A 13759-nucleotide genomic window follows, 5' to 3' on the forward strand; every position below is an offset into this window, starting at 1 on the left:
AAACGCGTTACTGATTCGCTTCTTCGGGCGTATGCAGCCATTGGTCAAGCTTTTGGGAAAGCATGTCTACGCCGTCGCGCTTCAGTGACGAAAAGAGCTGAACGGAGACTAGGTCTTCCCACTCTTTTAGGCGAGAGCGTACCTGTTGCAGCGCGGCACTGGCCGGGCCTCTTTTCAGCTTATCGGCTTTTGTGAGCAGGATATGTACCGGCATCCCACGCTGGTCGGCGTAATCGAGCATCATTTGGTCGAATTCGGTCAGCGGGTGGCGCACGTCCATTAGCAGTACAAGGCCTCGCAGGCTAAAGCGGCCGCGCAGGTAGTCGGATAGGTGTTTTTGCCACTCAATTTTGACCGCTTCCGGCACTTTGGCATAGCCGTAACCGGGCAGATCCACGAGACGGCGCGACTCATCGTTCATAACGGTGAAAAAGTTAATCAGCTGAGTACGCCCCGGCGTGCGCGAGGTACGGGCCAGTGCATTTTGCTGGGTTAGCGCGTTAATGGCGCTAGATTTACCAGCATTCGAGCGCCCAGCAAACGCCACTTCTGCGCCGGTATCATCAGGGCACAGCGCAAGTGTCGGCGCGCTGATCATAAAACGCGCTGTGGGGTAGTTCAGCCGAGGAACTGGGCTATTATGGGGGGTAGACATGGATTTAATCCTGAAAAACAAACGTATAAGACGGCCCGCAGGCTCACCTAAACGTGAAAGCAAGCAGTACCGTGACGAATTACCCCAAAAGCAGACCTGGACTTGCATTCCCGCCGCTAGGGTGATTCGTTATAATGCAAGCGGTTTATAACTGCGACCTGGGGCGCTAGTGTACCATCGCGCTCTAGCCAGCAGCGACCAACACAACATGTTGTTCGTTTTGGCGGAGCTGACCCTGGTAATGTGCTGAACCTGGGCAGCGCCCAGGGTGCGTACCAGTCAATAATCAAACGGCATAGTGGATTAGCAATGAGAAAGTTACTGGCAAGCCTGGCAATTACCATGGGTGCCGTTGGCACCGCCCACGCCCAAACGGACCTTCAAGCCGATGCTGACGCAGCGGCAGGTCGTGAACTCGCGCAAACCTGTGCGGCCTGTCATGGCCAGCAGGGGATCAGCGCAGTGGGCAGTTTCCCTAACCTGGCAGGGCAGCAAATGTCCTACCTCGCCAAACAGATCATGGATATCCGTGACGGCAACCGTGTAGTCGCGCAAATGGCCGGTTTGGTCGATGACTACTCCGACCAAGATGCTTGGGATGTGGCCGCTCACTTTGCGGGCCAAGATGCCAACCTTGGTCAAACCAGCGATGAAGACGCTGAGCTGCTAGCCCGTGGCGAAGAACTCTACCGCGCGGGTGATATGTCCAAAGGCATTCCTGCCTGTAGCGCCTGCCATACGCCCACGGGTGTAGGTATCGGCAGTGCGGTGTATCCGGGGCTATCTGGTCAGCATGTGGAATACACCATTTCCACACTGCAGGATTTTGCCTCGGGTGAGCGCGCGAACAGTCCGAATAACCTGATGGGCGACATCGCTTCTAAAATGAGCGACCAGGACATGGAAGCCGTGGCCAACTACGTGTTGGGTTTGAACTAATTCCCCATCGTAGGCCTCCTCATCCTGCGAAACCTCAGCAGGGTGGGGAACCCCGCTAGCACTCTTATGGTCACATGTTCACTTTTTGCTGGCCCGCTTATTTTGGAGAACTCTCGCTATGTTGAAAACGTTGATGGTCACGTTGGCCGGTCTTGGCCTGTCTGCTGCGGTAAGTGCCCAGGAGTTGGTGGAAGGCCAGCACTACACACTGCTTGAGTCGCCCGTGGCTACCCAGGTAGATGAAGATCAGATTGAAGTGACCGAAGCGTTCTGGTTTGGCTGCCCACACTGCTACCGTCTGCAAACGTCGGTCAACGAGTGGTACGAGACCTTAGATGACGATGTCAGCATTGTGCACATGCCGGCGACCATGGGCGGCGACTGGAATACCCACGCCACGGCCTTCTATGCCGCTCAATCCTTAGGCATTGAAGACGAACTGCATCAAGACTTCTTCGATGCGATTCATCAGGATGGCCGCTCATTGACAGAGGCTGACGACATTGCTGAGTTCTTCTCCGACTACGGTGTGAGCGAAGAAGAAGCCAAGCAGGCGTTAACGGCGTTTAGCGTACGTAGTGAAGTGAATAAGGCGAACAGCCGCATGCGTGAAATGCGCCTAATGGGCGTCCCTGCATTGATCGTAGATGGCCGTTACGTCGTGTCGCCGCAGTCGGCAGGCAGCTTAGAAAACATGCCGCAAATCGCCGATGCGCTGATCGAAAAAGTACGCAGCGAGCGCACACAATAACGGTGCTTGAGCACGGCCACACGGGCGGATCCTCGCGTTCGCCCGCAGCCCAAACAACCTCTGCGTTGATTGAACGCGGCCATATCCGGCTGCTAACGTTTAATCTGCAGGTGGGCATTCAAACGTCTGCTTACCACCACTACCTTACGCGTAGCTGGCAGCATGTGCTGCCTAACCCGCAGCGGCTTAAGCGATTGGCCATGATGGGCAACGTGCTAGAGCAGTTTGATGTGGTGGGGTTGCAAGAGGTGGACGGTGGAAGTTTTCGCTCCAGCCGTGTGAATCAGGTGGAGTACCTGGCTGCCCAGGCCGGGTTCCCCCACTATTTTCAGCAGCTGAACCGCGATTTAGGCCAGTTTGCTCAGCACAGTAATGGGCTGCTCTCTCGGTTAGTGCCCAGCCATATTGAAGAGCACCGCCTGCCAGGCATGTTGCCAGGGCGTGGTGCGATTCATGTGCGTTATGGTGAAGGCCCTGACGCTCTGCATATTTTTGTTGCCCACTTAGCGCTTAGCCATCGTGGACGCGTGCGCCAGCTCAATTATTTAAGCGATATTATCGAGCCGCTGCGCCATGTAGTGGTGATGGGCGATTTAAACTGCACTCCCGAGCAGCTCCATGCTCACGAACGCTTTAGTACATCGCTACCGTTACACCCAGTGAAGCCGCTACTCAGCTACCCTTCCTGGCAGCCACGTCGCGCGCTTGACCATATTCTGCTGTCGCAAACCCTTGAAGCGGCAGAAGTGCGCGTGCTGGATCATTTGTTCTCTGACCACCTGCCGATTGCAGTGGATCTGCCGTTGCCGGCGTCGTGTCTCGCCGCAATTCGCCCAAGCGTTTAACAATAACCCTGCTGAACGCTTGTAGGGCGCTGCATTGTCTGCGTATATGCGCTATTGTCTGGGGCGCTGACCCCCCTTAGCCCGTTTTACGCGAGACACTTCCATGTCGGACACAACACAACTACCTGGGTTTATCGGTGTGCTGGACCGCGCTTCAGAGTGGTTTGGCCGCACCCTTGCGTGGCTGATCATCATTATGATGTTGATTCAGTTCGCGATTGTACTGCTTCGCTATGCCTTCAGTGTGAATAGCATCTTCATGCAAGAACTGGTGATGTACATGCACGCCAGCGTGTTTATGCTCGCCGCCGCCTATACCTTTCGCCATGACGGGCACGTGCGCGTTGATATCTTCTATCGCGGTATGACGCCACGCCGTCAAGCGGTGGTTAATATCCTGGGTATCTTATTGCTGCTCATACCTGTGATGGTGTTTGTTATCCTTTCGAGCAAAGGGTATGTCTATAACGCTTGGCGCATTAAAGAAACCTCCTCCGATTTCGGTGGCATTCCCGCTGTTTACCTACTTAAAACCCTCATTCCAGCCTTCGCAGTGTTGATGATCGTTCAAGGACTGATTGAAGTAGTGCGCAATGGCTATATGTTCGCCGGGCGAATAACGCCGCCAGCCGCTGACGACAATCATCTTGAGGAGCGTGTTTGATGCTCGAATTTATGCCGCTTATTCTGTTTGCCACCATCTGTATCGTCTTGATGTTTGGCTTTCCTGTGGCGCTCTCGCTGGCGGGCACCGCACTACTGTTTGCGGGAATGGGGTTAGGCCTAGAGGCCATTGGTATTGATGCCAATTTCGACAGTGGCTACCTAGCAGCACTGCCCAACCGCCTCTACGGGATTATGACCAACCAGACGCTCTTGGCAGTGCCGCTGTTTGTATTAATGGGCGTACTGCTAGAGAAGTCTAAAGTAGCCGAAACGCTGCTGGATGCCATGGCGCTGCTGTTTGGCGCTATGCGGGGGGGCTTAGGTATTTCGGTCACGCTGGTGGGCATGCTGATGGCGGCGTCCACGGGCATTGTGGGTGCCACGGTAGTGACCATGGGCCTGATGTCGCTGCCTACCATGCTCAAACGTGGTTACAGTACCTCGTTGGCAACCGGCACCATATGCGCTACCGGCACGCTGGGTCAGATTATTCCGCCTTCCATTGCCTTGGTGCTGCTGGGCGACGTGCTCTCTTCGGCGTATCAGCAAGCACAGCTCTCCATGGGGGTCTTCAGTCCGAAAACGGTTTCGGTGGGGGATCTGTTTATGGGCGCGCTGGTACCGGGTTTGATTCTCGTGGTCATGTACATGATCTACGTGGGTTTGGTGGCGTTCTTCCGCCCTCACATGGCACCTGCGGCTGACCGCGAAGAGCTGATGGCCGAGCTTGGCCACACCTCGGGGTTAGGCATTCTGCTACTCAAAGGTTTGGTGCCGCCGGTGGTACTGATCGTTGCCGTACTGGGCTCGATTCTTAGCGGCTTTGCCACTCCTACCGAAGCGTCCGCAGTGGGGGCCTTTGGCGCGCTGGTGTTGGCGTTGGCCTATCGTCAGTTGGACTGGGCCACGCTCAAAGACGTTCTGCGCTCCACCACGCACGTGACCACCATGGTGTTCCTGATTCTGATCGGTGCGGCGCTGTTCTCGCTGGTGTTCCGCGCTTACGGCGGTGAACATATGGTCACCGAGCTGTTTGAAAGCATGCCGGGCGGCGTCGTGGGCGCAACGATCATTGTCATGCTGGTGATCTTCCTGCTGGGCTTTATCCTCGACTTTATCGAGATCACCTTTGTGGTGGTGCCGATTGTGGGGCCGATTCTGCTGGCCATGGGGCTCGACCCCATCTGGTTAGGCATTATGATCGCGATTAACCTGCAGACCTCCTTCCTGACGCCGCCGTTCGGTTTTGCGCTGTTCTATCTGCGTGGCGTCGCGCCCCCTTCGGTGCCGACCTCTGCGATTTATCGCGGTGTGGTGCCGTTTATCCTGATGCAGTTGAGTATGCTGCTGCTGTTAACGTTTTTCCCGCAGTTGGCAACATGGTTACCGACTCAGTTCTAACCTGAGTTAAGTTGAAAAAGAGTCCTGCTATCAACGCAAGGGAGTGGCAACCTTAACCAAAAGCAGCCAAGCTGCAAACACAAAATGGCTTGTAACAACCCGTCTGGCGGAAGACGTCAGACGGGGTATTCCCTACCCATAACAGCAATAAAATAAGCAGAGGGTTACCGCATGAAAGCCAAAGCACTGTCTGTCGCCATTGCCATGACGACTGCTCTTTCTACCAGCCTGCTGGTGGTCTCCAGTTTCGATAATCAAGCCCAAGCGCAAGATAATTTTCGTTGGAAAATGGTCACCTCCTGGCCGAAAAATTTCCCTGGTGTTGGTCAAGGCCCTGAGCGTCTTTCCCAGCTGGTTGACGAGATGTCTGATGGTCGTCTAACCATCGAAGTATTTGGTGCAGGCCAGTTAGTGCCCGGGTTTGAGGTGTTTGATGCGGTATCAGATGGCACCGCTGAGCTTGGCCACTCCGCCTCTTATTACTGGAAAGGTAAAGCCCCGGCGGCACAGTTCTTCGCTGCCGTACCGTTTGGTATGAATGCCCAGGAAATGAACGCCTGGTTAAGCTACGGCGGCGGTATGGAGCTGTGGAACGAGCTGTACGATGATTTCGGCGTCGATGTGCTGGCCGCTGGCTCCTCTGGTGTGCAGATGGGTGGCTGGTACAACAAAGAAATTAACTCGGTTGCTGACCTGGATGGCCTTAAAATGCGCATGCCGGGCCTCGGCGGCGAAGTGATGAGCCGTATGGGTGTGGCGATTGTGAACATGCCGGGTGGTGAAATCTTCACCTCGCTGCAGTCTGGTGCCATTGATGCAACCGAGTGGATCGGCCCTTACAACGATTTAGCCTTCGGCCTGCATCAGGCAGCGGATTATTACTACTACCCCGGCTGGCATGAGCCGACGGTAGTGTTCGAAGCCATCGTCAACGAAGAGGCCTGGGCAGAACTGCCGGCGGACCTTCAGGCGATTCTGCGCACCGCTATCAGCGACATTAACCAGAGCGTGCTGGATGAGTACACCGCCCGTAACAACGACGCGCTGGAAACCCTAGTAAACGAGCACAATGTTGAGCTGCGCCGTATCCCTGACGACGTATTGGCCCAAGCCCGCGAGCACTCGGAAGACGTTGTGGGTGAACTTGCGGCTTCCAGCGAGCTGGCAACCCGCATCTACGACTCCTACCGTGAGTTCCAGGATAAAGTAGTAGACTATCACGCGATTTCCGAACAGGCGTACTACAACGCCCGTAACCCGGAAGGCGACACCACGCAGTAATCGGTGTATCCAACGCGCTAATGGCCGCCTTCGGGCGGCCATTTTTATGGAGCGTGCTGTGTATAGGGCGCATTGTGTACAGCGCAGGCGGCTGAGATTAAAGCAGCGTAAGCGCTGCCGACTGGGTATCCTATGGCAGATACTGTTCTGCCGTGTAAGGAGCTCCATGTCTACGTCCGCTATGTCTACGCCTACGCTTTCTAGGCCAACCGAACCGCGCCTGCGCAATGTGCTGACCATTGCAGGCTCTGACCCCTCCGGTGGTGCAGGCATTCAGGCCGATCTAAAGACGTTCTCAGCCCTCGGCACCTACGGTACCAGTGTCATTACCGCCTTAACGGCGCAGAACACCTGCGGCGTGGCGGCGGTGTATCCCGTATCGCCTCAGGCGATTCGTCACCAACTCGAACACTTGTTAAGCGATGTCGCCATTGATGCCGTGAAAATAGGCATGGTGGCCAGCCGTGTCGTTGCCGAGGTGATCGCTGAGGTATTGCGTCAACAGCGCCCGCGTTGGATTGTGTTGGACCCTGTGATGGTGGCGAAGAGCGGCGATATATTGGTGGATGACGCCGGTATTCGCGCAGTGAAAGAGATTTTGGTGCCGCTCGCCGATGTAATTACCCCCAATCTGCCGGAAGCCGCCGTGCTGCTCGACGGCACAACGCCCGCCAGCTTGGAAGATATGGAGGCACTGCTACCCCAACTAGTCGCACTGGGCGCACCCTACGTGGTGCTGAAAGGCGGCCACTTGAGAGGTGACACCTGCCCAGATTTGCTGGCAACTCCTAAGGGGCACCAGTGGCTGCCTGCTTCACGCATCGCTACTGAAAACCTTCACGGCACGGGGTGTGCGCTCTCATCGGCGATGGCCGCTTGTCTTGCAAAGCTGCCTGAAGATGCTGGTGAGGAAGCTGCTGAGCAGGCCATTATGGAAGCAAAGCAGTGGCTCTATGACGCCCTGGCCGCTAGCCACCGCTTGAGCGTTGGCAAAGGTCGCGGTCCGGTACACCACTTCCATGCTTGGTGGTAAATGCATGACGGCTATATGGGAGGCGCAGAGTCTCCTTGCGGGATAGGCCAACGGGCACCATGCTGAAGGGTGCCCGTTTGTTTGCCTACTAGGCTGAGCTATTCGGCCAAGGAGCTGCCCATGTCCCGCACGCTGCTGTTTGCCACCGATCTCTCCCAGGAAAACCGCGCGGCGTTTGCTCGCGCGCTGCGCTTAGCTCACCAACAAGGCGCGCAGTTGGATGTGCTGCACGTCCTCGACCCCTACCTTCCTCATCGCATGCTTCATGACTTGGAGCGCGCCGTTAACGACGATATAAGCGCGACGCTCACCGACCTGCGAGAAGACTACGCGCTGGAACTACCATCGCTGATGATTCAAACGGTGGTCGGGGAGCCCCATGTAGAAATCGCGCGGGAAGCCCATGAGCGTCATGCGTCGCTTATCGTGCTGGGAATGCACCGCAAACGCGGCCAAAAAGACCTCCTTTATGGCACCACGATGATGCGTATTTTACGCAGCGCGCCGTGCCCCGTGGTGGTGGCGTCCTATCTGCCTACCCAGGCCTGGCAGCACATTGTGGTGCCTATCGACTTCTCGTTGACGGCTCGGCAAACCTTAAAAGAAGCGCTGATTCGCTTTCCTGAGTCGAAGCTAACGCTTCTACACGCCTGGAGCCTACCTGGCGAACGGGAGTTGGGGAATCAGGCGTTTTATGCCCAGTGGCGTGACCACGAAGTCGCCCGCCTTCGAGAAGCGCTGGATAACGAAGTCGAAAGCCTGCTGCGTGAATTGGACGGCGTGCCGGACATTGAGCTGGCGCTTGAGTCGGGCCAGCCCTGCGACGTGCTGCATGACTATGTGAAACGGCACTCGCCGGATCTGGTCATGCTGGGCAGCCGCAGTCGACCGCATCAACCCAACCCGTTAACCGAAATGCTGCTGAGTGAGCCCCACTGCGATTTGATGATCTGTCGGCCTTGGTAAAGACCGTGCAGTGGGGATACGCGTCGTTAAACAAATGGTTGTACGGAACCTTTATGGCTAGGGTGTGTATGTATAACGAAGCATGATGTTACCCAAGCCAACAGGGGAGATAGTCACCGTGCAACGAATCAACAAGAAAATAGCCGTGCTGGCCGCGCTGCTGAGTGCTGTACTCATCGCGACCAGCGCCTCAGCTAATAGCGTGACCGAGCGAGGCGAGCGCTTTGACCGCGTGGTAGAAGAAGACGGCCAGCGATATACGCTGTTGGGGAGCGGGGTGTTTCGCTACATGATCTGGACCGCCTATGCGGGAGCGTATTATCAGCTGGAAGGGGAGCGCGAGCCTCAGCCGTTAAGCGATGTGCCCCGCCGTTTAGAGCTTGCCTACTTCCATGAGATTGCCGCTGAAGACTTCGCCGAGGCCACAGAGAAAACCCTCAACGATTCGCTGACGCTTTTTGAGTTCAATCAGGTGAAAGAGAGCATGGCGCAGCTAAACCAGCAGTATCGGGATGTGGTGCCCGGTGACCGCTACCTGCTGAGTTGGGACGGCGACCAACTGCGCCTTGCCTTGAACGGTGAAACGCTCTACGAAGATAGCAGCGCCGAATTTGCCAGCGCGATGTTTGGGATCTGGTTGGGCGAGCGCCCACTAGGCGAAGACTTTCGCGATGCCTTGCTTGGACAAAACTAGCCTGTAAAAAAGGGCGGGCGGCGTATTCATTTGGGCCAGCATGTGCCTGCGTTTACACTCTGCTCTTCAAACAGCGTTGACTGAAGGGGCAAGCGTGAAGGCACTGATTCAGCGGGTAAAACACGCCAGCGTCACGGTAGAAGGTAGTACGGTGGGCGCCATTGAGCATGGGCTGCTGGCGCTAGTGGGGGTAGAGAAAGGCGACAGCGAGGCGAATGCCGATAAATTGCTGCATAAGCTGCTTCACTACCGGGTATTTAGCGACGAGGCGGGCAAGATGAACCATAACCTGCAGCAGGCCAAAGGCGGCCTGCTGCTGGTGTCGCAGTTCACCCTGGCCGCCGATACCCGTAAGGGGCTGCGCCCCGGTTTCTCAAGTGCCGCCCCACCCGATGAAGGTGAGCGGCTGTTTCAGTATTTGGTAACCCAGGCCCATGCCGCTTGGTCGCCTATCGCCACAGGGCAGTTTGGCGCGGATATGCAGGTCGCCTTGGTGAACGACGGGCCGGTGACGTTTTTGCTAGAAGGCTAAGGCCTCAAGCGTTTTCGCTGGCCAAGAGCTCCGCTTCCATCGTTTCCAAAGCCTCTTCGGCGGCGAGCCAAGCCTGCTCGCTGCTGTCCAGGCGCGCCTTGCTTTCTGCCTGCTTAGCGAGTGCCTGGGTGAGTTCTGCCTTGCGGGCGCTGTCGGTATAAAGCTCCGGGTCAGCGAGCACCGCTTCGACTTCCTCAAGGTCCTGCTGGGCTTTTTCCATGGTTTTTTCTGCCTGATCGCGCTCTTTTTTCAGCGGACGCAGCTTCTCACGCAGCTCTGCCGCCGCTTTGCGGGCGGCTTTACGGTCGCCGCTAGGCTGCTGGCTCTGGCGCTCGCTCTTTTCGCTGCGGGCGTCGCGGCGGTTCTCTTCCAGGCGCGCTTTTAGCCAAGCTCGATAATCTTCCAGGTCGCCGTCGAAAGGCTCAACCCGGTTGTCGGCCACACGCCAAAACTCATCGACCGTAGCACGCAATAGGTGCCGGTCATGCGATACCAGGATGACCGTGCCTTCAAAGCTTGCCAGCGCCTCGGTCAGCGCTTCGCGCATTTCTAGGTCCAAGTGGTTGGTGGGTTCATCGAGCAGCAGCAGGTTGGGCTTTTGCCAGGCCACGAGTGCCAGTGCCAGGCGCGCTTTTTCACCGCCTGAATAAGTCGCCACCTCACCAAAGGCGTCATCGCCTTTGAAACCAAAGCCGCCGAGGAAATTACGGATATCTTGGTCACTGGCGGTGGGGGAGAGGCGCTGCACATGCACAAAGGGCGTGGTGGTCACGTCCAGGCTTTCCAGCTGGTGCTGAGCAAAATAGCCAATGGCGAGATGTTCGCCGGGTACGCGTTTGCCTTCTAACAGCGCAAGCTCGCCCGTGAGTGACTTGATCAGGGTCGATTTACCCGCACCGTTCGGACCTAATAGGCCGATACGGCTACCGGGCAGCAGCGTAATATTGACCTTCTCTAACTGAGCCACATCGCCCGCTTCGCTGCGATAGCCCAGGGTGGCTTGGTCTAGCACCAGCAGCGGGTGCGACGTTTTATCAGCGGCGGGCAAGGTGAAGTGGAAAGGAGAGTCTGTGTGGGCGACGGCGATATCGCCCATGCGCTCGAGCATTTTTACCCGGCTCTGCGCCTGCTTGGCTTTTGTTGCCTGGGCGCGAAAGCGGGCAATAAAGCGTTCAATCTCTTCACGCCGCGCCTGCTGCTTGGCCGCTTCGGCTTGCTGTAGCGCAAGCTTTTCGGCTCGTGTGCGCTCAAAGCGAGAGTAGTTGCCTCGGTAAAGCTCTAGCGTTTGGTGATGCATATGCACGATGTGGTCGCACACGGCATCCAAAAAGTCGCGGTCGTGAGAAATCAGCAGCAGCGTGCCGGGGTAGCGGGTGAGCCACTGTTCCAGCCACAGCAGGGCGTCTAAGTCCAGGTGGTTAGTTGGCTCATCCAGCAGCAGCAAGTCGGAGGGCATAAACAGCGTCCGGGCAAGATTGACCCGCATCCGCCAGCCACCCGAAAAGTCCGACAGCGGCCGCTTAAGATCCGCCTGCACAAAGCCCAGTCCCACCAGCAGCTGTGATGCCCGTGACTCTGCCGTGTAGCCATCCAAGGTTTCGATCAGCCCGTGGAGTTCGGCTTCTCGGTGCGCGTTATCGGCTTCGCGGGCGGCCAATAGGTCGGCTTCGGCTTGGCGCAAGGCATAATCGCCGTCTAGCACGTACTCCACGATTGGGCGATCCAGCGCCTCCACTTCCTGGGCCATGTGGGCAACGCGTTGGCCACCGCTCATCTCGACATCGCCCTGGTCGGGGCCTAGTTCGCCCAGCAGGAGTTTAAACAGGCTCGACTTACCGGCACCGTTGGCCCCAATAATACCGGCCTTGACGCCGTTATGTAGCGTAAGATCGGCGTTCTCTAGGAGCGTTTGTGTGCCCCGTTGCAGGGCGACTTGGCGCAGTGCGATCATGTTTTCTCCCGAAAAAGGTGGGTAAACCAATGCGCGATTCTAACCGATTGCAGCGCTTGCAGCAGAGACCGCTGTGGGATTTTGCCTTAGCGCTGTATGCAAAGCCTGGCGTGGAGCAGGCCTGCCTGACCTTGCAAGATGAGGCCGGTATTGATGTGTGTGAGCTGCTGTTTCACTGCTGGCTGTACGAGCACGGCTTGGCTGCCGACCCCGGCTCGCTGAAGGCCATACAGGAAGAGCGCTATCGATGGCAGCAGCAGGTCACCGCGACGCTGCGTGAATTGCGTCGCACACTCAAGCCCCAGGCGGCCCACAACGATGACATTAAGGCGCTGCGTGCCACCTTACAAAAGGCAGAGCTGCAGGCTGAACGTGAAAACCTTCAACGTTGGCAGCAGTGGGCGCTACGCTCCTCGGTGGAGGAGGTTCGATTAACAAAAAGCGACATAAACCAGCACAATGTTGCACAGTGGCTGCAAGATACGCTGTTTTCGCCGCCACTTGACAAGCGTTTGTCGAAGGCCGCACGCGTGCGTGAAAACACACAAATGGCGCTATTGGCCCTGGCAAGCCAGCTTGACCACTGTGAGTCACCACGCTAGCCTGAAATTAAGCTGTTTTTGATTAACCCGCGTTGTCAGCGTTTATGTCGTCCGCTAACCCACAGCAATGAACGACGTTACTGCGTGTTAGCGGCTGAGCAACCATGGCACGCTGCACGGGATAAACAAAAATTAGATTCTGGCGCTCTCGTACGGCGCGCTTACCACTGCTAGGGGAACTCTGCATGAAGGCAAGCAAATTAGTTTCGACTCGTTCAATCACCACTAAGTTACTCACTACGGCAAGCGTGGGTGCTCTGCTGTTGGGTCTTAGCGCTACCGCGCAGGCTGATAACTGGCGTTACGCCCACGAAGAGTACGAAGGCGACGTACAGGATGTCTTTGCTTACGCATTTAAAGAGTACATCGAAGAGAATTCCGACCACACGGTACAAGTGTATCGCTTTGGTGAACTGGGTGAGTCAGATGACATCATGGAGCAAACTCAGGCCGGTATTCTGCAATTCGTGAACCAGTCACCGGGCTTCACCGGGGCACTCATTCCTGAAGCACAGATTTTCTTTGTCCCGTATTTGCTGCCTACCGATGAAGAGACGGTTATTGAGTTCTTTAACTCCAGTACCGCCATTCATGAAACATTCCCAGAGCTTTACGCCGAGCAGGGGCTGGAGCTTTTGAAGATGTACCCAGAGGGTGAGATGGTCGTCACACTCGACGAGCCATTCACTTCGCCCGATGAACTGCGCGGTAAAAACATCCGTACGATGACCAATCCGCTACTGGCGGAAACCTACCGCGCCTTTGGTGCTAGCCCCACGCCGTTGCCCTGGGGCGAAGTGTACGGTGGCCTGCAAACCAATATTCTTCAGGGACAGGAAAACCCCATTTTCTGGATCGAGTCAGGCGGCTTATATGAAGTCTCGCCCAACTTGGTCTTCACCGGACATGGTTGGTTTACCACCGCGATGATGGCAAATCAGGACTTCTTTGCAGGCTTGTCTGACGATGAGCAGCAGCTGGTACGCGATGCCACTGAAGCAGCATATGAGCACACCATCGAACACATCTCAGGCTTGGCCGACGAGTCGCTGGAGAAAATCCAAGCAGCCTCTGATGAAGTGACGGTAACTCGCTTGAATGAAGAGCAAATTCAGGCGTTCCGTGAGCGCGCGCCACAGGTAGAAGAAGAGTTTGTGGAGTTGACTGGCGAGCGCGGTGCAGCACTGCTTCAGCAGTTCAAGGACGACCTTGACGCTGTGACTAGCAACTAATTTAGGCATGGCCTGTGCTGTGCGGGGAAGATGCTCGCACAGCGCCTCAAGCACTAAATGAAATAAAGTAAGGGGTGGCCAAGCGCTGCCCCTTTTTTGTTAATCGTTGAAAGAACTCTGACAAACGTGCGTGGCCGCACTTGGGTGCGGCTAATCAGCGTTGAATGGTGGCGTCTGTTAAGCCGCTACAGTAGAGATGTGTGCTGACAAG

14 protein-coding genes are annotated in these 13759 nt (G+C 56.4%); 12 read left to right on the forward strand and 2 right to left on the reverse strand.

The annotated features are described in order from the left end of the window. Positions 1–7: 7 nt before the first annotated feature. Positions 8–655 carry a ribosome biogenesis GTP-binding protein YihA/YsxC gene (gene yihA, locus IEW65_RS11615; protein WP_188639646.1) on the reverse strand — a complete coding sequence of 216 codons (648 nt, stop codon included), beginning with the start codon at positions 653–655 and terminating at the stop codon, positions 8–10. Between the two features lie 309 nt (positions 656–964). Between yihA and IEW65_RS11620 the strand changes: the two genes are divergently transcribed. The 10 genes from IEW65_RS11620 to dtd all read left to right on the forward strand — a co-directional run bounded on the left by IEW65_RS11620 (position 965) and on the right by dtd (position 9763). Next, on the forward strand, positions 965–1594 hold the full coding sequence (locus IEW65_RS11620; protein WP_188639647.1) for a c-type cytochrome: 630 nt from the start codon (positions 965–967) through the stop codon (positions 1592–1594). A 118-nt stretch (positions 1595–1712) separates the two neighbouring features. Then, positions 1713–2345 (forward strand): thiol:disulfide interchange protein DsbA/DsbL, encoded by a 633-nt coding sequence (locus IEW65_RS11625; protein ID WP_188639648.1) that lies wholly within the window; start codon positions 1713–1715, stop codon positions 2343–2345. Between the two features lie 2 nt (positions 2346–2347). Beyond that, positions 2348–3190, forward strand: a complete 843-nt coding sequence (locus tag IEW65_RS11630; protein WP_188639649.1) for an endonuclease/exonuclease/phosphatase family protein — start codon at positions 2348–2350, stop codon at positions 3188–3190. A 103-nt stretch (positions 3191–3293) separates the two neighbouring features. Then, complete coding sequence (locus tag IEW65_RS11635) at positions 3294–3854, forward strand: TRAP transporter small permease subunit (protein WP_188639650.1); 561 nt, start codon at positions 3294–3296, stop codon at positions 3852–3854. After that, complete coding sequence (locus IEW65_RS11640) at positions 3854–5257, forward strand: TRAP transporter large permease (RefSeq protein ID WP_188639651.1); 1404 nt, start codon at positions 3854–3856, stop codon at positions 5255–5257. The genes IEW65_RS11635 and IEW65_RS11640 overlap by 1 nt, the downstream gene beginning before the upstream one ends. A gap of 171 nt (positions 5258–5428) precedes the next feature. After that, a complete protein-coding gene (locus IEW65_RS11645; protein ID WP_188639652.1) occupies positions 5429–6538 on the forward strand; it encodes a TRAP transporter substrate-binding protein in 1110 nt (369 codons plus the stop codon). Positions 6539–6704: 166 nt separating this feature from the next. Continuing rightward, complete coding sequence (thiD, locus tag IEW65_RS11650) at positions 6705–7571, forward strand: bifunctional hydroxymethylpyrimidine kinase/phosphomethylpyrimidine kinase (protein ID WP_229755544.1); 867 nt, start codon at positions 6705–6707, stop codon at positions 7569–7571. A gap of 120 nt (positions 7572–7691) precedes the next feature. Next, complete coding sequence (locus tag IEW65_RS11655; protein WP_188639653.1) at positions 7692–8537, forward strand: universal stress protein; 846 nt, start codon at positions 7692–7694, stop codon at positions 8535–8537. Positions 8538–8655: 118 nt separating this feature from the next. Then, on the forward strand, positions 8656–9231 hold the full coding sequence (locus tag IEW65_RS11660) for a chalcone isomerase family protein (RefSeq protein WP_229755545.1): 576 nt from the start codon (positions 8656–8658) through the stop codon (positions 9229–9231). 94 nt (positions 9232–9325) lie between these two features. Further along, on the forward strand, positions 9326–9763 hold the full coding sequence (gene dtd / locus IEW65_RS11665) for a D-aminoacyl-tRNA deacylase (protein ID WP_188639654.1): 438 nt from the start codon (positions 9326–9328) through the stop codon (positions 9761–9763). Between the two features lie 4 nt (positions 9764–9767). Here the strand turns inward: dtd and IEW65_RS11670 are convergent, their stop codons facing one another. Continuing rightward, positions 9768–11714, reverse strand: a complete 1947-nt coding sequence (locus IEW65_RS11670; protein ID WP_188639655.1) for an ATP-binding cassette domain-containing protein — start codon at positions 11712–11714, stop codon at positions 9768–9770. Positions 11715–11743: 29 nt separating this feature from the next. On the opposite strand from IEW65_RS11670, the gene IEW65_RS11675 reads away from it, so the two are divergent. Both IEW65_RS11675 and IEW65_RS11680 read left to right on the forward strand, forming a co-directional pair. Further along, the gene (locus tag IEW65_RS11675) at positions 11744–12316 is read left to right on the forward strand and encodes a TIGR02444 family protein (RefSeq protein ID WP_188639656.1); all 573 of its coding nucleotides are present in this window, start codon (positions 11744–11746) and stop codon (positions 12314–12316) included. Positions 12317–12501: 185 nt separating this feature from the next. After that, positions 12502–13548 (forward strand): TRAP transporter substrate-binding protein, encoded by a 1047-nt coding sequence (locus tag IEW65_RS11680; protein ID WP_188639657.1) that lies wholly within the window; start codon positions 12502–12504, stop codon positions 13546–13548. Positions 13549–13759 lie beyond the last annotated feature (211 nt).

It is taken from the genome of Vreelandella lutescens (assembly GCF_014640815.1).
Classification (GTDB): domain Bacteria; phylum Pseudomonadota; class Gammaproteobacteria; order Pseudomonadales; family Halomonadaceae; genus Vreelandella; species Vreelandella lutescens.